Origin of the sequence: Devosia equisanguinis, from assembly GCF_900631955.1 — a bacterium.
Lineage (GTDB): Bacteria > Pseudomonadota > Alphaproteobacteria > Rhizobiales > Devosiaceae > Devosia > Devosia equisanguinis.
The window spans coordinates 48,534-67,799 of record NZ_UZWD01000017.1; the positions used below are offsets into that span (position 1 = coordinate 48,534).

Sequence of the window (19,266 nt, forward strand, 5' to 3'; positions counted from 1 at the left end):
ACCGACCATGACACTTCTCTCCATCAAGGGCCTGCGCGTCGAATATCCCGGCCGTAAGGGTACTTTCGTCGCCGCCACCGGCGTTGATCTGACTGTCGCGCGGGGCGAAATTCTCGGCCTGGTCGGTGAATCGGGCGCCGGCAAGTCCACCATCGGCAGCGCCATCATGGGCCTGCTCGATTTTCCGGGCCGCGTCACCGCCGGCGAAATCCTCTTCGAAGGCCAGAAGATCGATGCCACCGACAGGGCGGCGCTGCAGGCGCTGCGCGGTCGCCGCATCTCGATGATCTTTCAGGATCCGCTGACTAGCCTCAATCCCATCTACACGGTGGGCCACCAACTGATCGAAACCATCCAGTCGCACCTGCCGCTGGACCACGCTGGAGCGCGTAAGCGGGCCATCGAAATGCTCGACGCCGTGGGCATTGCCGAGCCCGAAGTGCGGGTCGATCAATATCCGCATCAGTTCTCCGGCGGCATGCGCCAGCGCGTCGTCATTGCCCTGGTGCTCTGTTCCGAACCCGACCTCATCATCGCCGACGAGCCGACCACGGCGCTCGACGTCTCCGTGCAGGCGCAGATCCTCAAGCTCATCAAGAAGCTGGTGGCCGAGCGCGATGTCGGCGTCATTCTCGTCACCCACGACATGGGCGTCATTGCCGAAACCGCCGATCGCGTCATGGTTATGCATCGCGGCCAGGTGGTGGAGACCGGCGACACCCATCAGGTCATTCACGAGCCGCGCCACGACTATACCAAGTCGCTGATCGCCGCCGTGCCGCGGGGCGACAGGAGCCTTCACCGCTTCCCGCGCGTCGTCTACAAGACCGACAATGCCACGCCCGAAAAGCAGATTGACCTCGGCACCCATTGGCTGGGTCGCGCCGCCAACGCCGCCACCAGCACCGAAGGCAAGGCTCTGGTCGAGGTCCGCAATCTCGATCTGCGCTTTCTGACCCGCAATGCCATGCTGCCGCGCAACCGGCGCTATTTCAATGCCGTGCGCGATGTCAGCTTCGATATCCGCGAGCGCGAAGTGCTGGGGCTGGTCGGCGAGTCCGGCAGCGGCAAATCCACCATCGCCCGCGTCCTGGCCCAGATCTACCGCCCCACCAGCGGCACCTTTACCTTTGGCGGCAAGCTGGTCGATGCCAAATTGCCCAGCCGCGAAGCCATGGCGATCCGCACCCAGATCCAGATGATCTTCCAGGATCCCTATTCCTCGCTCAATCCGCGCATGCGGGTCGATCGCATCATCGCCGAGCCCATCCGCCACCACCGCTTGGCGGAGAACGAGACCGAACTGCGCGGCATCGTTCAAGATCTGCTCGAAGTGGTCGGGCTCGGCGCCGCGGCGGCATCGAAATTCCCGCACGAATTCTCCGGTGGCCAGCGCCAGCGCATCGCCATTGCCCGAGCGCTGGCCACCCGTCCGCGCTTCCTCATCTGTGACGAGCCGACATCGGCGCTCGACGTCTCCATCCAGGCGCAGATCCTCAATCTGCTCAAGGATCTGCGCGACGCGCTCAATCTCACCGTGCTGTTCATCAGCCACGACCTGCCGGTGGTTCGCCAGATGTGCGACCGCGTCATCGTCATGCGCAACGGTGCCATCGTCGAGGAGGCAGAAGTCAACGATCTCTTCAATGCCCCAAAGTCCGACTACGCCAAGGAACTGCTGAACCTGATGCCCTCGCTCTGAGGACATCGGCTTCTGGACAATCGAGGAACGCCATGACCGAAACCAATGCCAAGCGCGAAGTCGAATGGGCACGCATGACCGCCCCCGAGCTCAAGGCGCTGGCCATGAGCGGCAAGGCGCTCGCCATTCTTCCCGCCGGCGCGCTCGAGCAACATGGCCCGCATCTGCCTGTTATCGTCGACACGGCCAGCGCCAATGCCGCCTCGCTTGCTGCGGCGCAGGAGGTTGCGGCGGACATGCCGGTGGCGGTTCTGCCGCCGCTGTGGATGGGTATGAGCGAGCACCATCTGCCGTTCGGCGGCACCATCAGCCTCGATTACGCCGCCTATCGCGCCGTGCTTGCCGCGATTGTCCGCTCGCTCAAGGCTATCGGCTTTGCACGCCTGTTGATCGTTAACGGCCATGGCGGCAATATCGAGGGGCTGAATCTGTCGGCGCGCGAATTGGCGGTAGAACACGACATGCCCATCGCCACCATCATGCCCTGGATGAACGCCCGGGCCGAAATCACCGCGCTGATGGAAAGCGCTGCGCCCGGCCATGCCTGCGAAGGTGAGACGTCCCTGATGCTGGCCATTGCAGGCGATCTCGTGCGCACTGAGAAATTCGAGGAAGCCGCATCCTCGACCATCGCGCCCACCAATGCCCCGCCGGGCATTTCGCGCTTCTATTCCTTCGCCGAGCGCGCCCCCCAGACCGGTGTCATGGGCGATCCGCGCAAGGCCACTGCCGCCAAGGGCGAAGCGGTCCTCGCCATTCACAAGCGCCTGGTGGTCGAGGCCATCCGCAACGAGCGTGTCTGGTCGCAGCCCGATGCCGTCTGGCAAGAGGGCAGGGGCCTGCGTACACAGGACGGCCCGCTGGCGCCGTCAAAGTCCTAGGAGAAAATCATGTGCCGCTTTCTCGCCTATCTCGGAGCGCCGATCTTTCTCGATGAGCTGGTCTATACCCCGGCCCATTCGCTGATTCACCAATCTCTGCACGCGACCGAGGCCAAGACCGAGACCAATGGTGATGGCTTCGGACTGGGCTGGTATGGCGACCGCACCGAGCCGGGCATCTATCACGAAGTCCTGCCCGCCTGGTCCGACCAGAACCTGCGCAGCCTCTGCGGCCAGATCCGTAGCCGCCTGTTCTTTGCCCATGTGCGCGCCTCGACCGGCACCGCACTGTCGCGCTCCAATTGCCATCCCTTCCGCCACCAGGCTGACCTGTTCATGCATAATGGCCAGATCGGCGGCTATCGCCACCTCAAGCGCCAGATCGAAACCGTCCTGCCCGACACGCTTTACGAGCATCGCCTGGGCACTACCGATTCCGAGGCGCTGTTTCTCATGGCTCTCGCCAATGGCCTGCGCGACGAACCCATTGCCGCCATGGAGCGCACTTTGGGTACGGTCCAATCCATGCTTGATCGCGCCGGCATCACCGAACCCCTGCGCTTCACCAGCTGCTACACCAATGGCGAAACCCTCTGGGCCTATCGCTGGGCCTCTGACGACAGGGCGCCGAGCCTTTATTATCGCGAGGAGGAGGGCGGCTATCTCGTCGTCTCCGAGCCGATCGACGAAGGCACCAAGTGCTGGAACGTGGTCCCCAAGCAGTCGGTGCTGCGCGTCGATGCCGGTGGCATCCACATCGAGCCGATGAGCATCGCTTATGGAGTTGCAGCATGATGGCCGCCTCCCTCGCACCCCGCACCGAGCCGGTGATCCCCAGCATCGACTGCCCCAACCGCGCCTGGACCCGTCAGGCCCTGGTGCTGCTCGAGGCCGAGGGCCGCCGTTCGGCCGACACGCACCTCATTCCCCTGCCGATCCGGGGTTTTGAGGATACGCCCTTCTATCTCAAGGATGAATCCGCCCACCCCACCGGCAGCCTCAAGCATCGCCTGGCGCGTTCGCTCTTCCTCTACGGCATCTGCAATGGCCTCATCCGCAAGGGCACGACGCTGACCGAAGCTTCGTCCGGCTCCACCGCCGTCAGCGAAGCCTATTACGCGCGCATGCTCGGGCTCGATTTCATCGCCGTCCTCCCCGCGCGCACCAGCCCCAGCAAGATTGCCGCCATCACTCAGCAGGGCGGCCGGTGCCATCTGGTGGAAGATGGGAGCACCATCTACCAGGTCGCTGCCGATCTGGCGGCCGAGTGCGGCGGCTATTATCTCGACCAGTTCACCTTCGCCGAGCGTGCCACCGATTGGCGCGGCAACAACAACATCGCCGAATCCATCTTCCGGCAGATGGAAAACGAACCCTTCTGCGTCCCCAGCTGGGTTGTGATGGGCGCCGGCACCGGTGGCACCGCGGCCACTATCGGCCGCTATATCCGCTATCGCGGTTACAATACCCGCCTCTGCGTCGCCGATGTCGAGCGCTCCGCTTTCTACGAAGGCTGGCTCGACGCCAATCCCGAAGCCCGTTGTGCTTTGCCCAGCCGCATCGAGGGCGTGGGGCGTCCGCGCGTCGAAAAATCCTTCATTCCCGGTGTTGTCGACCACATGATCAAGGTGCCCGACACCACCTCGCTGGCCGCCATGCATGTGCTTTCCAAACGCCTCAGTCGGCGCGTCGGTGGCTCTACGGGCACCAATTTCTACGGCCTCTGCTGGGCTGCCAGCCAGATGCGCCGGGATGGCGCCAAGGGCTCGCTGGTGACGCTGATCTGCGACAGTGGCGAGCGCTACGCCGACACCTATTACAACCCGGAATGGCTGGCCGAACAAAAACTCGACCTGCGTGCCGATATCGAGCGCATCGAGACCTTCCTCACGAGCGAGAACGCTCTCCTCGAACCGTCCGACTAAGCCATGGGCGCCATACGGCGCGCCCGCGACAAACGTTAGCCGATGACGCTGCGAATGGTTTCGATCGGCAGTTCGTGGAAGGTCTGCGTGTAATAGGCCGCGAAGCGCCCAAGGTGGAAAAAGCCGTTTTCCATGGCGATCTGCGCTACACCCTTACGCGCCTCCTCCGGCCGCAGCATGGCACGTCGCGCCTGATCGAGGCGGTGCCGGCGCAGCCAGATCAGGGGGCTTATGCCGACGGCCTGGATGAAGGCGCTGCGCACCACATGTTCGGGCAGGTCGATGGCTCTGGCCAGCTCGGCCACGCTCAAAGGCCCATGCGACTTGGCCTCGATGACCTTGCGCGCCTTGCGCACCACGGCATGCGCATAGCTCTCGGTCAGCGGCTTGTGGTCCATGCTCGAGAGAAAGGTGCACAGGTCTGAGACTCGGTCGACGATGAAATCGGGCAGGACCGTGCCGAATTCGCGCGGTGATCGGCGCATGCCCTCCGGCGCCATCGACATCATCGAGGCGATCCAGCTGCTCATCTCATGCGCGCCGGGATAGGCCTCGATGCTGCAAAGCGGCCCGGTGCGCCGCCGGTCGAGACCGGGCAGGTCCTTTTCGTCGAGGGTGACGAAATAGCCCTGCGTGGTTTCGGAGGTGACCACATTGATCTCGTGTCCGCCCATATGCAGAAAGCCGGGCCCCTCACGCTTGGCGCCGTTGATGCGGCTGTCCACCGCAGGTGCCGGCAGCACCAGCACCACCTTTCCGGCTGGCGGCGCCGTGGTTTCGGCCACGCTGACATTGAGCCGCTCTTCCCAGATACTGACGCGCCCCAGCTCCATGCGCACCACCGTGCCCTCGAAACGGCCGGCTCCCATCTGCGTATAGCGCTGGTCCCAGCCCAAAAGCCCGCGTTCCTGTTCGGATGCGTCGGCAAAGGCATTGATGGAGAAGCTGGGCAGCGTTCGCAAAGGTTCACCCCTGGACAGCCGACTCCTACATTGCGATCAAAAATACGGCAACAGAAAAGATAGCCTAAAAAATAGGCGAAATATCTTTTGGATTCGGATTTCGCCGGTCCGCTCGCGCTGTTGAGGTGCCAACTCCGCGACCATGGAGATGGCAATGGCCAATACATTTTCGGTTCTGACCTGCTCGGCTTTGCTCGCCGCCCAGCTTGCAGCGCCCGTGAGCGTCCTCGCCCAGGACGACACTTTCGTGCCCGAAACCCTCACGGCCAGGGAGCGGCTCGATCCCGGCCCCAAGGTGTTCGTCAACGTGCAGAACTGGGGCGGCGGGCCGAGCTTCGTGCGGATCTATTCCGCCGATGACCTCACCATTCAGGGTACGGCCGACGCTGGCGCCCAGAGCCATTTCGCCATCTCCGGTGACGGCAAGACAATCTACATCGCCTCCGGCTTTTACAGTCGCCTGAGCTCGGGCACGGCCGAGCATGTGGTGCGCATTTTCGACACCGACACCGCCACCCTGATCAAGGAAATCCAGCTTCCGGTGAAGGTGTCGCAATATACCGACGATGCCGCCCTCATGCAGCTCAGCAGCGATGAGAAATACCTCTATGTTCAGAATGCCACGCCTGCGACCTCGGTGACCGTGGTCGATCTGGAACTGGGCGAAGTTGTCCAGGAAGTGCCATCGCCGGGTTGCTTCGGCATCTATCCGAGCCTGGAAGGCCACGCCTATTCCACCATTTGCGGCGACGGCACCTTCACCACCATGACGCTGAGCGCCGATGGCAAGAGCTTCGAATCCAAGAAGAGCGCGCCGGTCTTCGACCCCGAGGAAGACCCGATCTACCTCTCCTTCGATCGCGCCGGCAGCGACTTGCTTTTCATTTCCTATAAGGGCGTGGTCCATCGCGTGGCCGATGCCGATGGCGTCATCACCGAGGTTTCCACCACCCCCATCACCGAAGGTGTCGAGGGCGACTGGGGCACTTCGGGCTACACCGTGGTCAGCTATAACGAGCCCAACGGCATTCTCTTCGTGCCCATGGCCTCGGGTCGCCACGACGGCTCCCATTATCACGACGCCGAGGAAATCTGGGCCTACGACCTGGTCAACAGCAAGCTGCTCTATCGCACGCCGGTCGAGGGCATCACTTCGGTGATCACCACCGATGAGGCCGTTCCCACCCTCTATGCGCTCGATATCGGTGGCGGCAAGGTCATCAAGTTCGAGGTTGATCCCGAAGCCAAGTTCGCTGCCAAGAAGGTTGCCGAACACGCCACCAAGGGCTTCACCACCACGCTGGCGGCCCGCCAATGACCGACGCGGACATGTTTTCCCTGCTGGCGGCGGCACTGACGGTTTTCGTCAGCCTGATCTTTGCCCGCGCCGCCTGGCACAAGCTGAGCGAATTCACCGAATTCACCGGCTTCGTTGCCGACTACCAGCTCTTGCCGGAGCGCCTCGTTGTCCCGGCATCCTGGGCCATCGTCGCCGCCGAAACCGCCAGTGTCGCCCTGCAACTGGTGCCCGGTGGGCGCCTCCTTGGCCTCGGCATCGCAGTCATGATGCTGCTCGCCTATGCCGGTGCCATGGCCGTCAATATCCGTCGCGGACGCACGGCGATCGAATGCGGCTGCGGTGGCGCGGTGCAGCCGCTGTCCTGGTCGCTGGTGGTGCGCAACGCCATCCTCGCCACCATGGGCCTGGTTGCTATCGCCATGCCGCTTGGCCCGATGAGCGCCCCCGACGCCATCGCCGCCATCGGTGCCGGCTTCGCCCTTTGGGTGGGGTTCCTCCTCATCGAACAGATCCTCTCCAACGCCTCAATTGCCCGGCTCACCCGCTGACGCCGCCACGGAGTTCTCAATCATGACACTCGTCATTTTCGCTCTCGCCGTTCTTTTCGTCATGGTCATCGCGCTGACCGTCGGCCTGCTCGCCCTCGGCCGGCAGGTGGGGATCCTGTTCGAACGCGTCTCGCCCATGGGGGCGCTGGTCAACGATTCCGGCCCCGAAGTGGGCCAGATGACCCCGCTCTTCAGCCTCCCCAGCCTCACCGGCGGTATGGTCAATATCGGGCCTAAGCCGGGCAAGGCGACGCTGGTCTTCTTCCTGTCGCCCACCTGCCCAGTTTGCAAAAAACTGCTGCCGATCATCGAGTCCGTCCGCAAAGCGGAATCGAGCTGGCTCGATGTCGTGCTCGCAAGCGATGGCCAGAAGGCGCAACACGAGCGATTCATCGAAACGGCCAGGCTCGCCGATTACCCCTATGTGGTCTCGACTGAACTTGGCCTGGCCTATCGCGTCGCCCGACTGCCCTACGCCGTGCTGTTCGACCAGCACGGTACTATCCGCGCCAAGGGCCTGATCAACAGCCGCGAGCAGTTCGACAGCCTCTTCAACGCCTATGACATGAAGGTTGCCTCGATCCAGTCCTACATCGATCAGCAGTCGGCGGTTCAGCACTAGTTCCCGAACACACTTTAGGAGAGCCGCTATGGCAAAACTGATGGAACGACTTTTCACCTGGATGGACGATGCGGCCGAAAGCCGGACCCGCGACATCGCCCACCGCGCCGGCCGCCGCAGTTTCCTGCAAAAGGCCGGCTGGGCTCTGGTCGGCGGTGCCGTCCTGCCCATGCTGCCCTATGACAATTCCAACGGTGTCGCCTATGCCCGCGGTCTTGGCGAACCGGATGAACTGCCCGAAGATTGCGAATATTGGCGCTACTGTTCGCTGCACGGCTCGCTCTGCAGCCAGTGCGGCGGCTCGGTCACCCAGTGTCCGCCCGGCACCCAGCCCTCTAAGGTCGCCTGGGTCGGCACCTGCCGCAATCCCAACGACGACAAGGATTATCTCGTCTCCTACAACGACTGCTGCGGCAAGGGCGGCGGTTGTGGCGACGGCTGCTCGCGCCAGGAAGGCGATCGGCCCGGCTACCTCATGGGTCTCGCCAGCGAATCCAGCTGGTGCCAGGCCAATGACAACAAGGGTATCCATTGCACCGTTGCCATCGTCGTGGGTCTGGCCGAATGAAGCTTGGGACTTTCTCCGTCCTCGTGCTGGCGCTCCTCGGAGCGCCGGCCATGGCCGGCGAAGCAGGGGAAACTCTCTTCGTCGACAGCTGCAGCGGCTGCCACCAGCTCGCCGGTGCCGGCCAGGCCGGGCTCGCCCCGCCGCTCACCGACAAGGCGTTGTGGACCGGTCTTGGGCCGCGCGGCACCGACTACATCGCCGGGGTGATGATGGGCGGGCTCACCGGCACCATCACTGCCGCGGGGCAAAAGTATATCGGCCTTGCAATGCCCCCGCAGGACTGGATGACCGACGAGGAAATGCAGGCGGTCGCCGACTACGTCCTCAACGATCTCAACGGCCTTGGCCTCGACATCCCCGTCGAAACCTTCGCGGCATTGCGCCAGGCACCGCCGTCCCATTCCGCGCTGCGCGCGCTGCGCAAGGAGGCCATTCCATGATCGTCCGCTCCGCCCTGGCCGTCCTCCTCCTCGCCTGCGCGCCCGCCCTTGGGGCCGAGCGATCGGCGCCGGTCAATTATGTGCTGCGCTGTCTGGGTTGCCATCTGCAGGACGGCACCGGCCTGCCTGCCGCCGGTATTCCTGATTTCGTCGGCATGGTCGGCGTCTTCACCGGCAACGAGGAGGCGCGCCGCTATCTGCTGCATGTCCCCGGCGTGATCAATTCCGGCCTCAGCGACAACGAGACCGCCGCGCTGCTGAACTATATCATGGACACCTATGCCGGTGACTCGATGCCCGATGGCGTGGAGCCCTTCACCGCCGAGGAGGTGGGGGTGCTCAAGGCGCAGGATGTGGGCAATGTCGTCGCCTATCGTCGGCGTATCGCCGCGGCGCTCGAGGCAGAAGGCTATGTGGTTGCCGACTATCCCTGGCCTTGAGGCAGTATCCGCCTAGTTCTTGGCGATCAGGTCCCAGCGGTTCTGCTGGGTCAGCATGGCGCGGACATAGAGCATGTTCGATTCCACCTGGTCGGGCGGCAGTTCGGCGGCATAGATCGCCTTGGCCTCGCCGAACCGGCCCTGCAGGCCGACGATCAGTGCCAGGTTCTGCCGCGTCTGGCTGGTGGCGCCGCGCATCTGCACCGCACGGCGGAGATGCTTCTCTGCCGTTACCAGATCGTTCGACATGGCATAGGAGAGGCCCATATTGGTCTCGATCGAGGCCTCGCCGGGCGCCATCACCGCCGCCTGGGCATAGAGCGCGCGGGCCTGGTCGTTCTGGCCCATCTGGTCCAGCGTCGCGCCCTTGACCATTAGCGCGTTCCAGTCCGGCGCATCGGGGCGGATGACGCCGTCGAGCACGCCCAGCGACTGGTCGAAGCGTCCATTGGCGGTCAGAGCCTTGGCATAGGCGATGCGGATTTCGACATCGTTGGGGCTGTAGGTGATGGCCTGTTCCAGCGCGGCGGCAGCCTGGCCCGACTGGCCAGCGGCACGCAAGGCGGCGGCATAATTGATCACCACATTGCGGTCGCGCGGATTGCGGCGATAGCGCTCGGTCAGCTCCGCCAGCGAGCTCTGGCCCTGGCTGGCGGCTATGCCGCCATGATCGGTATTGCCCAGCTGCCCGCGATTGGAGGCGCAGGCGCTCAGGGCCAGCGCCGCAATGCCTGCCAGAAGCAGGGGGCGCACCACCTTTGCGAGCGAGGACAATCTGGACACGGCACACTCCGAAACGGGCCTTCCGCCCTTCCGCAGCAATAGATCATTAACCCTAACACCCGGTTAAGGCGCCCTGGCTTGCATTGCGCCCAACGCGTGCCAGAGGATAGAAACAGACCCACTATTACCGGAGTCGCCCATGTCCATATCCGCCCCGCTTCCCCTCATCTGCGTTGCCGAGAATGGGCTCGATGCCGCTGGCCTCGACCCGGTCCAGCGCGCCTGGGCCGACCAGCATGGTTTTGCCGGCCAGCGCGGCAAGCTGCTGGCGGTGCCCGGCGCCCAAGGGGCCATCGGCGCCTGGATGTTCGGCATGGGCGGGGATGCCAGGCGCAACCCGCTGCTCACCGGCCTTGCCGCTGCAGGCTTGCCCGAGGGGCACTATACGCTCGCCGGTGCATTCGGTGATCCGACCCTGGCCGCCATTGGCTTCCGCCTCGGCGCCTATCGCTTCGATCGCTATCGCGAGGCCAAGCCGGTCCCCAACATCGCGCTGCCCGAGGGCGCCGATGCGGACGAGGTCGAGCGGCAGGTTGTCGCCGCCACTCTGGCACGCGATCTCATCAATACCCCTGCCAATGATCTGGGCCCGGACGCGCTCGAGCAGGTGGCTCGGGAGTTCGCCGCCAGCCGCGGCATGGCCATTTCTGTCACTTCGGGCGACGACCTGTTGGCCCAAAACTTCCCGCTCATCCATGCCGTCGGCCGCGCCAGCGCCCAGGCCCCGCGCCTCGTCGATCTCACCTGGGGCGACCCCAGCCATCCCAAGGTGACGCTGGTGGGCAAAGGGGTCACCTTCGACACTGGTGGCCTCGACATCAAGAGCGCCGCCGGCATGCTGATGATGAAAAAGGACATGGGCGGCGCGGCAAACATTCTGGGCCTGGCGCATACCGTGGTCTCGGCCGCTCTGCCGGTGCGCCTGCGCGTGCTGCTGCCCATTGTCGAAAACGCCATTGCCGGCAGCGCTTTCCGCCCCGGCGATGTCATCCGCTCGCGAAAAGGCCTCACAGTCGAGATCGGCAATACCGACGCCGAAGGCCGGCTCATTCTCGCCGATGCGCTGGCTCTGGCCGATGAGGAGGCGCCTGAATTGCTCGTCGATATGGCGACCCTCACCGGCGCCGCCCGCGTCGCCCTCGGCCCGGAACTGCCGCCGGTCTATGCCACCGACGACGCCATTGCCCGCGATCTGGCCGCTCTCGGCCTTGCCGCGGAAGACCCGCTCTGGCCCATGCCGCTCTGGGCCCCTTATGACGGCCAGCTGAGTTCCAAGATCGCCGACATCAACAATACTGGTTCGGGCGGCTATGCCGGCTCAGTCACCGCTGCCCTCTTCCTCAAGCGCTTCGTTGCCGAGGCCAAGGCCTGGGTGCATCTCGATATTTTCGGCTGGGCCCCTGAAGCCCGGCCGGGGCGCCCAGTGGGGGCGACCGATCAGGGCATTCGTGCTGTCTATGGCCTGCTGCGTCAACGTTACGGCGCCTGAAACAATATAGTTGACTTGCGCAAACATTTGATTGATTTCTTCAAGCAAATGGAGATGCGTAGTGGCCAGTTCCGACGACGTTGCCCAGGTTCGCGCGTTTAACCGCTTCTATACGCGCATTATCGGCCTTCTCGACGAAGGCATGCACAAGACCATACATAGCCTCGCCGAGGCGCGGGTGATCTACGAGTTGAGCCAGGATGGCGTCACCACCGGCTCCCAGATCGCTGCCGGCCTCAACATGGATCGCGGCCAGTTGAGCCGGATGATGAGCCGGCTTGTCGATCAGGGCCTCGTCGCCGTCCTGCCGCGCTCCGGCGATGGCCGCGCCAACCCCATTGCCCTGACACCCGAAGGTCGGGCCGTGGCGGCGCGCCTCAGCGCCATGAGCGACGAAATGGTGTCTTCGGCGCTGCTCGATCCGGTCTCGCCCCTCGAGCGCAAGGACCTCGTTGATGCCATGCGCCGCATCCAGTCCATTCTCGCAGAGCCCGATGCCGCCCCCTTGGTGCTGCGTCCCCCGCGCGTTGGCGATATCGGTTGGCTCATTCATCGCCAGGCGCTGCTCTACAACATCGAGCAGGGCTGGAATGCCGAGTTCGAAATGCTGATCGCGCGCCTCTATGCCGATTTCCACGCCGCACCGGCAGCGCCCGGCAAGGCCCTCTGGGTGGCCGATATCGGTGGCGAGATCGCCGGCTCGGTCTATGTGCTGCCAGCCGCGGAGGCTGACGACACAGCGCAATTGCGCATGCTCTATGTCGAGCCGACGTTTCGAGGGCGCGGCATTGGCGGCGCGCTGGTAGAGGCGGCCGTGGCTTTCGCCCGCAATGCCGGGTACCGCCGCATCATGCTCTGGACTCAGGACTGCCTGGTCTCCGCCCGCCGTATCTATCAGGGCGCCGGCTTTGAGCTGGCCAAAGAGGAACCGCACCGCTCCTTCGGTACCGACCTCAATGGCCAATATTGGGTTCTTGAGTTTTAGCTGGTCGGCAGCAGGTCGATGCCTAGTGTCTGCTCCACTGTCTCCGTCACCACGGTGCCGCTCTTGGGAAACAGCAGCGGCGCCATGGCAAAGCCCACGACCACCAGGGCGACCATGCCCCAGCCGGCCCATTTCTTGTGCTTCTCGATGAACTCGCCCGCGACCGGGCCGAAGAAGTAAAACAACCCGCAGGGCACGAAATAGCGCAGGCCCCGGCCGATAATGCTGAACAGGACGAAGGTCCAGATATCGAGCCCCGCCACGCCGCTGGTGATGGTGATCACCTTGTAGGGGATGGGCGAGAGCGCGCCGATCATGATCATCAGCGGCCCGTTTTCCACGAAGCTGAGCCGCAACGCTTCGAAACCGTCGCCGGCGCCGTAGAAGTCGATGATCGCCCGGCCAACAGTGTCGAACAGGAAATAGCCGATGGCATAGCCCGCCAGCCCGCCTGTTACTGAGGCGATGGTGCAGATGGTCGCCAGCCGCCAGGCGCGCAACCGGTCGGCAATGATCATGGGGGCGAGCATGATTTCCGGAAAGACCGGAATGATCATGGCTTCGAAAAAGCACAGCGCTGCGAGGATGGGTTCCGCCAGCCGGTGTTTGGTGGCCAGCTTCAGGCGGTCGTAAAAGCCAATCTTGGTGGTCGCTGCGCTATCTGTCATTCAGTCACTTCTGAAAATGGAGTGTCCAACATGCTGTCTGCAAATCTGCCGCAGTGCCAGTGAAATTTACGTCAATATCCCCGCGCCCGATCCACTACATGGGGCAGCGCCCCGCCGCCCTCATGCGCCTGGATGATCCGGGTGAAGTAGTCGACGCAGCTCTTTATGTCAGAAACTGCCGATATGTGGGGGGTAATGTAGCAATTCTCGATATCCCAGAGCGGACTGTCCGCCGGCAGCGGCTCGGTCTCGAACACATCGAGGCTGGCCGCCCCCAGCGTGCCGTCGCGCAGTGCGTCCACCAGATCGGCCTCGCGCTGGTGCTTGCCCCGCGCCGCATTGATCACCACCGGACCACCCGGCAGCACCCCGCGCCGCAGCTTGCCGAAGGTCGTACGATTGAGAATACCCGCGGTATCGGGCGTCAGCGGCAACAGGTTCACCAGAATATCGGTACCGCCGAGAAAGGCGTCGAACCCGTCAGGCTCGGCAAAGCTGGTGACGCCGTCGATCGACTTGCGGCTGCGGCTCCAGCCCCGCAAGGCAAAGCCGAGCGGTCCGAGGCTCTGGGCCGCGCGCTGCCCCAACTCCCCCATCCCCATGATCCCGACCGTCACGTCGCGCGCCAGCGGCGGTTTGATCTGATCCCAGCGATGCGCCCGCTGTGCTGACCGGAAGCTGGTGAACAGCCGCTGATGCATGGTGACGTGAGCCACGACATAGTCACTCATCCGCTGGCTTAGGTCATCGGCGACAAAGCGCACCACCGGTGCCGCGGGCAGGCGCGGATGCTGCATCAGCGCATCGACGCCGGCCCCCATGGACAGCACCGCCTTGAGATTGCCGAGCCCCTCGAAGGCATCTGGCACCGGCTTCCAGGCGAAGATGTATTCGACCTCCGCGGGATCATGGCCGTCCCCATGCTGCACGACGGGGTAGGGCGCCAAGGTTTCGGCAAACGCCGCAGCCCAGGGGGCTTGGTCCTGGCCGGTCACATGCACCAAGAGCATCGGGCACCTCACAAGAAAAAGAGCCGCGCTGTGGGGCGCGGCTCGAAAAATCGATTGGACGGAACCAGGCGTTACTGGCCCGACGTCGTCGCCGGAGCCGGGGTAGTTGCCGGTGCCGTCGTCGTGGCCGGGGCGCTGTCGGTCGGGGTGCCCACGACCGGGGTGTCGCTCTGGGTGGTCGTCGGCGTCTGCGTCACCGCTTCGGGGGCCGTAGTCGGTGCCGTCTCGGCAGCCGGTGCGGTCACTTCGGCAGGCACGACGTCGGTTGCCGGCGCGGTTTCGGCAGCCGGTGCTGCGTCAGCGGCAGGCGCCGCTTCTTCGGCGGCCGGGAACGGCACCGGATCGGGCGACAGGGTCTGCAGATAGGCCAGGATGTCGGCACGTTCCTCGGCGGTGCGCACACCGGCGAAGTTCATCTTGGTGCCGGGCGCATAGGCCTTGGGATTGGTCAGGAAGGTGTTGAGGTTCTCATAGCTCCACACCTGGCCCTCAGCCTTCTGCTGCTGCAGAATGTCCGAATAGGCGAAGTCGGGCATATGGGCCTTGGTCGCACCGACGATGTGATAGAGGTTCGGCCCCTGCTTGTTGGGCTCGCCTTCACCGAAATTGTGGCACGACTGGCACTTGCGAACGGCCGCGGCGCCACGATCGACGCTGGCGCTGGCCAGCAGCACGCCCAGCGGGATTTCGGGTGCAGCTTCGACCGGGGCACCGGCTTCGGCAATTTCGGGCTCGGGCAGGGCATAGCCCGGACCACGGCCCTCGATCGGGTGGTAGATGGCTTCGGCCAGAAAGCCGACACCCATCACGAACAACAGCGTGCCGAGGACGGCGCCGGTAATCTTGTTTAGCTCGAACGAATCCATTTGGTCTCTCTGCCGGTCCATCCCCTATGGACGAATATGTCTGGCTAGCCCACATTTTGTTTCCCCAATAGGGAAAACGGCCTCAACCGGCCAGCCCGACGCGCGCGGAAGATAGTATCAAGGCTTATGTGGCGCAACAGGTCAAAGCCCTGGTGCGACAATTCCCCCATCTCAATGATCGCGCTACGCGTCTTGTGCCCACATTGACAGCTTGGCGGCCCCGCGTCAAAAGCCGGGGGCCTACCATTTCTGGACACAACCATGAGCAAGAAGATCGCGTTTCAGGGCGAACCCGGGGCCTTCAGCCACGCCGCCGCCGCCAATGTCTTTCCGGGCGATGATTTCGTGGGCTGCGTCACCTTTGAGGAAACCCTGCAGGCCGTGCAGTCTGGCCGTGCCGATTTCGCCGTGGTTCCGGTCGAAAACTCGCTTTATGGCCGCATCACCGACATCCACCACCTCTTGCCCGAAAGCGGCCTCTTCATCATCGGCGAGACCTATCTGCGCGTCGAGATGACCCTGCTCGGCGTGCCCGGTGCGCGTCTTGAGGACATCAAGGCGGTCCAGTCCCTGTCCGTGGCTTTGGGCCAGTGCCGCAAATTCATTTCGACCAATGGCTTCCGCACCATCAATGCGGTCGATACCGCCGGCTCCGCCCGCGAAATTGCCCAGAAGGCCGACAAATCCGTCGCCGCCATCGCCTCCCGCTTTGCTGGCGAAATCTATGGCCTGGACGTTCTCGCCTCCAATATCGAAGATGCTGACCACAACACCACGCGCTTCCTGGTCCTCTCGCCCACCGAAAAGCTGGCGCCGCAACAGGGCAAGGTGAAGACCACCTTCGTCTTCCGCGTCCGCAACGTTCCTGCAGCGCTCTACAAGGCCATGGGCGGCTTTGCCACCAATGGTGTCAACATGACTAAGCTCGAAAGCTATATGGTCGGCGGCGCCTTCACGGCCACCCAATTCTATGCCGATATCGAAGGCCATCCCGACGACATCAGCGTGCAGCACGCCTTCGACGAGCTGCACTTCTTCACCGACTATTTCCGCATCCTGGGCGTCTACCCCGCCGCCACCGACCGCTGAAGCAGCCGCTCCCCAAACAAAAGCCGCGCCCTCCACCCGAGCGCGCGGCTTCTTATTTTGATGCTGTCCGCCACGCCAGCAACTGGCGTGGCGAAGCAGGTTCTTAGGCAGCCAGGCCCAGGAAGTCTCCTGCGGTCAGTTGCTTCTGACCGATCAGCATGATCTCCACATCGGCGACGGTGTCGCCGTTGACATCCGCGAAGATCACCGTGTTGGTCTCAACGAACGAGAAGGTCACGCTGTGAGCCAGTGTGGCGGCGTTCTGCCCGCCAAAGCCGAAGTCCTGGTTGCCGGCGAGGGTGATATTGGCATCGAGCAGGCGCAGGTCGATCTTGTCCACGCCGACGGCGAAGTCGGTGATCGTGTCGCGCGCGCCCGACCGGCTGTCATTGACCGTGGTGAACATGAAGATGTCGGCGCCGCCATTGCCGGTCAGCGTATCCGCGCCGCCATTGCCGCGCAGCACATTGCCCTGGTCATTGCCGATGATAAAGTCGTTGCCGGCCCCGCCGAAGGCATTCTCGATGACCACGCCGGTGCCGATGACGAACTTGCCGGCCGCAATGGTCGAGGTTTCCCCGGCATTGAGGTTGATCGACACCGAGCCGCTGACCGCTGCGGCGTTGATCAGGTCGACACCGGCGGCATCGGTCACGGTCCGCTCGCCGGTATAGGCATCGGTCAGGACATATTGATTGTCCTGCGTCACTTCCGAGCCCCAGGCCCGCACGGTCAGCGTCTCGAAGCGCGAGACTTCGCCGGTCACTTTGTCGATCAGCTTGAGCTTCCATTCACCGGCGCTCTGTTCGCCGAAGAAGGCGGTGGCGCCGATTTGGAAGGTTTCGGGCCATGGCGTATCGGCCGTGCCGGCGGCGGCGTCGGTGTCCTTGGACAGCGGCTGGTCGAACAGCACGATAGTCGTACCATTGGGCGAGGTGATTTCTGCCCGCAGCTGGCTCGGCGTATTGCTGTTCAGCTTGAGGTCGAACTCCATACGCTCGATGATGACATTCTTGTTCAGCGTGGCGGTCGCGGTCGTGCCGTTGGGGTCATTGTCCGGAATGTCGGCTGCCGCACTGGCGCTCGTGCCTTCGGCGCTCACCCAGTTGGCCGCGGTCTTTGCCGCGTCCACCCAGGACGCTGCTAGGCGCACGGCGGCCGAGATATCCACGAGACCAAAACCGATGTCGCGCGAGAAGGCGAGGCCGCCGAAATTGACCAGATTGCCGGTCAGCACCGTGTGGTTGTTCGGCTCGATCACCCGTGCCGTCATGGCGAGAATGTTCGCAACGTCACGGAAGCCCAGCAGCGGATTGGCCTGCAGCATCAGCGCTGCGGTCGCGCCCACGATCGGGCCCGAATAGGAGGTGCCAAAGTTCTGGAAGGCATAATTGCCCGCTGCCCCGGCCTGGGTATTGTAGCCGGCCGCGCCAGTGATATCGGCAGAGACCAGGCCAAAGCCGGAATTGACCGATTGCGCCTTGTCGGTGGGATTTTCACCGCCAAAGGCCGAGACCAGCACCGACGCGCCAGGGGTGGTGTAGCTGGACTTCTGGCCCAACTCGTTCACCGCGCCGACCGAGATGATGTACTTGTTGTTGGTGGTCCCGGTCATCGCCGCATCGGCGTTGTTCGGGCCTTCATTGCCCGCCGATACCTCGATCACGGTGCCCAGGCCATTGCGGCCTTCCTTGGCGCCCTTCTCGATGGAACGTAGGTAGAGATAGTCTTCGCTCTGCTGGTCAGTATTGGGACCGACGAAGAAGTTTTCCGAAAAGGCAGGGTCCTTGCCGAACGAATTCACCCACACATCGGCTTTCACGATGTCGGTCAGGTGATTGTAGAGCTTGGGCACACTGGTATTGTTGCCCTTGGACAGCGCCAGGCCCGACACCAGCTTTACATCGGGCGCAATGCCGACCATGCCAATGCCGTCATTGGCGGCCATGCCGACGATAGAGCCGACGACCGTGCCATGACCATGGGCTTCCGGATCCGGAGTATAGGCACCGCCCTGAGCCGCCGTGGTGGGCGTAGACAGTGCATCCGGTCCCGTAGCGCCGTTTACCGAGTTGTATGTAAGATCGGCGAGGACGTTCTTGACCATCGACTCGTGCTTGAGGTCGAGGCCATCATCGTTGATGACCACGCGAACGCCCTTGCCGGTGTACCCATCTGCCCAGGCGCCCGCAATGTTGAGGTCAAGGAACTTGTTGGGTTTTACGTCACCATCGGCATAACGCTGCCCGGTATTCTTGAGATACCACTGCGCTGCAATCAGAGGGTCGTTTAGCGCGTCGATGTCGAGCTTGGCGAGGTCGCCGTGCTCGAAGGATGTACCCAGAAGAATGGGGAGGCCGCCAGTGCCGCCCTTGATCGGGTCGCCCGGATTGGCGATCTTGTCGATGACCACCTGCCGGATGGCATCGGTGGTGGGCATGGTCGTCATCACGTTCGAAAGGAAGCCGCGGGCCTCGTTGGTATCGCTCGAGGTGAAGGTGGCCTGGAACGGCGCCTTGCCGAAATTGGGGTCGGCGAAACTGCGGCCATCGGCGATTTCGGTGAAAATCTTGGCGGCAGCTTCCCGGTTCTGGCTGATGGCGCGGTCGGAATCATTGGTCGAGCCACGTGCGCCGGCGAGCAGATAGAAGGGCAGCTCCGCGATGTCGAGGCCGCCATCGGTCACTCTGGAAATCCAATAGGCGCGGCCTTCCGCATCGGGATTGCGCGCCAGGAACGCATTGTAGATGCGATCCACGACCTGCCCGACCTCGGTGCCGATGCCGCCCATGATCGCCTGCGATTCATCGGACGCCCACATGCTGCGCGCGATCGGCACGATATTGCCGCCCAGCGGCCCCTCGAGCTGGTCCGCCCAGTAGCGCAGCCCTTCGGGGTCGGCAGGGCGATTGAGATAGGTGATATAGAGTCTCGAGATGATCTCGTAAGATTGTGCACTTGCCATGTTTGGCCCCAGTTGACTGCCTG

General features: G+C 63.6%; 19 protein-coding genes. 13 read left to right on the forward strand and 6 right to left on the reverse strand.

Translation table 11 applies throughout. The features are described 5' to 3' along the window. Window positions 1–7 precede the first annotated feature (7 nt). The 4 genes from DEVEQU_RS05195 to DEVEQU_RS05210 are packed head-to-tail and all read left to right on the forward strand — an operon-like array spanning window position 8 to window position 4,508. Window positions 8–1,702, forward strand: a complete 1,695-nt coding sequence (locus DEVEQU_RS05195; RefSeq protein WP_126149518.1) for a dipeptide ABC transporter ATP-binding protein — start codon at window positions 8–10, stop codon at window positions 1,700–1,702. Between the two features lie 32 nt (window positions 1,703–1,734). Next, entirely contained in the window at window positions 1,735–2,583 is an 849-nt protein-coding gene (locus DEVEQU_RS05200; protein ID WP_223214109.1) for a creatininase family protein, read from the forward strand. 9 nt (window positions 2,584–2,592) lie between these two features. After that, on the forward strand, window positions 2,593–3,378 hold the full coding sequence (locus DEVEQU_RS05205; protein ID WP_126149519.1) for a class II glutamine amidotransferase: 786 nt from the start codon (window positions 2,593–2,595) through the stop codon (window positions 3,376–3,378). Then, window positions 3,378–4,508: a PLP-dependent cysteine synthase family protein gene (locus tag DEVEQU_RS05210; protein WP_126149576.1), complete on the forward strand. Its 1,131-nt coding sequence runs from the start codon at window positions 3,378–3,380 to the stop codon at window positions 4,506–4,508. The genes DEVEQU_RS05205 and DEVEQU_RS05210 overlap by 1 nt, the downstream gene beginning before the upstream one ends. 35 nt (window positions 4,509–4,543) lie before the next feature. Here DEVEQU_RS05210 and DEVEQU_RS05215 read toward each other — a convergent pair whose 3' ends face one another. Then, window positions 4,544–5,470, reverse strand: coding sequence for a helix-turn-helix domain-containing protein (locus tag DEVEQU_RS05215; RefSeq protein WP_126149520.1), 927 nt, complete (start codon window positions 5,468–5,470; stop codon window positions 4,544–4,546). 154 nt (window positions 5,471–5,624) lie between these two features. On the opposite strand from DEVEQU_RS05215, the gene DEVEQU_RS05220 reads away from it, so the two are divergent. Genes DEVEQU_RS05220 through DEVEQU_RS05245 form a run of 6 tightly spaced genes read left to right on the forward strand, consistent with a single transcriptional unit; the run spans window position 5,625 to window position 9,388 of the window. Then, complete coding sequence (locus DEVEQU_RS05220) at window positions 5,625–6,788, forward strand: amine dehydrogenase large subunit (RefSeq protein ID WP_164550260.1); 1,164 nt, start codon at window positions 5,625–5,627, stop codon at window positions 6,786–6,788. Continuing rightward, window positions 6,785–7,318 (forward strand): MauE/DoxX family redox-associated membrane protein, encoded by a 534-nt coding sequence (locus DEVEQU_RS05225; protein WP_126149522.1) that lies wholly within the window; start codon window positions 6,785–6,787, stop codon window positions 7,316–7,318. The genes DEVEQU_RS05220 and DEVEQU_RS05225 overlap by 4 nt, the downstream gene beginning before the upstream one ends. A 22-nt stretch (window positions 7,319–7,340) precedes the next feature. Further along, a complete protein-coding gene (gene mauD, locus DEVEQU_RS05230) occupies window positions 7,341–7,940 on the forward strand; it encodes a methylamine dehydrogenase accessory protein MauD (protein ID WP_126149523.1) in 600 nt (199 codons plus the stop codon). 28 nt (window positions 7,941–7,968) lie between these two features. After that, complete coding sequence (locus DEVEQU_RS05235) at window positions 7,969–8,508, forward strand: methylamine dehydrogenase light chain (RefSeq protein ID WP_126149524.1); 540 nt, start codon at window positions 7,969–7,971, stop codon at window positions 8,506–8,508. After that, window positions 8,505–8,948, forward strand: a complete 444-nt coding sequence (locus tag DEVEQU_RS05240; protein WP_126149525.1) for a c-type cytochrome — start codon at window positions 8,505–8,507, stop codon at window positions 8,946–8,948. The genes DEVEQU_RS05235 and DEVEQU_RS05240 overlap by 4 nt, the downstream gene beginning before the upstream one ends. Beyond that, on the forward strand, window positions 8,945–9,388 hold the full coding sequence (locus tag DEVEQU_RS05245; protein WP_126149526.1) for a cytochrome C: 444 nt from the start codon (window positions 8,945–8,947) through the stop codon (window positions 9,386–9,388). Before DEVEQU_RS05240 ends, DEVEQU_RS05245 begins: the two co-directional genes overlap by 4 nt. Window positions 9,389–9,400: 12 nt before the next feature. Here the strand turns inward: DEVEQU_RS05245 and DEVEQU_RS05250 are convergent, their stop codons facing one another. Beyond that, window positions 9,401–10,171, reverse strand: a complete 771-nt coding sequence (locus tag DEVEQU_RS05250; protein WP_164550261.1) for a tetratricopeptide repeat protein — start codon at window positions 10,169–10,171, stop codon at window positions 9,401–9,403. A 139-nt stretch (window positions 10,172–10,310) separates the two neighbouring features. On the opposite strand from DEVEQU_RS05250, the gene DEVEQU_RS05255 reads away from it, so the two are divergent. Next, the gene (locus DEVEQU_RS05255) at window positions 10,311–11,660 is read left to right on the forward strand and encodes a leucyl aminopeptidase family protein (protein ID WP_126149528.1); all 1,350 of its coding nucleotides are present in this window, start codon (window positions 10,311–10,313) and stop codon (window positions 11,658–11,660) included. A gap of 61 nt (window positions 11,661–11,721) precedes the next feature. Continuing rightward, window positions 11,722–12,645, forward strand: coding sequence for a bifunctional helix-turn-helix transcriptional regulator/GNAT family N-acetyltransferase (locus DEVEQU_RS05260; RefSeq protein WP_126149529.1), 924 nt, complete (start codon window positions 11,722–11,724; stop codon window positions 12,643–12,645). Here the strand turns inward: DEVEQU_RS05260 and DEVEQU_RS05265 are convergent. The 3 genes from DEVEQU_RS05265 to DEVEQU_RS05275 form a co-directional block, all read right to left on the reverse strand. Next, window positions 12,642–13,313 carry a YqaA family protein gene (locus tag DEVEQU_RS05265; protein WP_126149530.1) on the reverse strand — a complete coding sequence of 224 codons (672 nt, stop codon included), beginning with the start codon at window positions 13,311–13,313 and terminating at the stop codon, window positions 12,642–12,644. The two genes, DEVEQU_RS05260 and DEVEQU_RS05265, sit on opposite strands and share 4 nt — an antisense overlap. A 71-nt stretch (window positions 13,314–13,384) precedes the next feature. After that, entirely contained in the window at window positions 13,385–14,323 is a 939-nt protein-coding gene (locus DEVEQU_RS05270; RefSeq protein ID WP_126149531.1) for a 2-hydroxyacid dehydrogenase, read from the reverse strand. Window positions 14,324–14,394: 71 nt separating this feature from the next. Continuing rightward, on the reverse strand, window positions 14,395–15,189 hold the full coding sequence (locus DEVEQU_RS05275) for a c-type cytochrome (protein ID WP_126149532.1): 795 nt from the start codon (window positions 15,187–15,189) through the stop codon (window positions 14,395–14,397). A gap of 261 nt (window positions 15,190–15,450) precedes the next feature. Between DEVEQU_RS05275 and DEVEQU_RS05280 the strand changes: the two genes are divergently transcribed. Next, the gene (locus tag DEVEQU_RS05280) at window positions 15,451–16,278 is read left to right on the forward strand and encodes a prephenate dehydratase (RefSeq protein ID WP_126149533.1); all 828 of its coding nucleotides are present in this window, start codon (window positions 15,451–15,453) and stop codon (window positions 16,276–16,278) included. A 103-nt stretch (window positions 16,279–16,381) separates the two neighbouring features. On the opposite strand, the gene DEVEQU_RS05285 is transcribed toward DEVEQU_RS05280, so the two are convergent. Beyond that, complete coding sequence (locus DEVEQU_RS05285) at window positions 16,382–19,243, reverse strand: S8 family serine peptidase (protein WP_126149534.1); 2,862 nt, start codon at window positions 19,241–19,243, stop codon at window positions 16,382–16,384. Window positions 19,244–19,266: the final 23 nt, after the last annotated feature.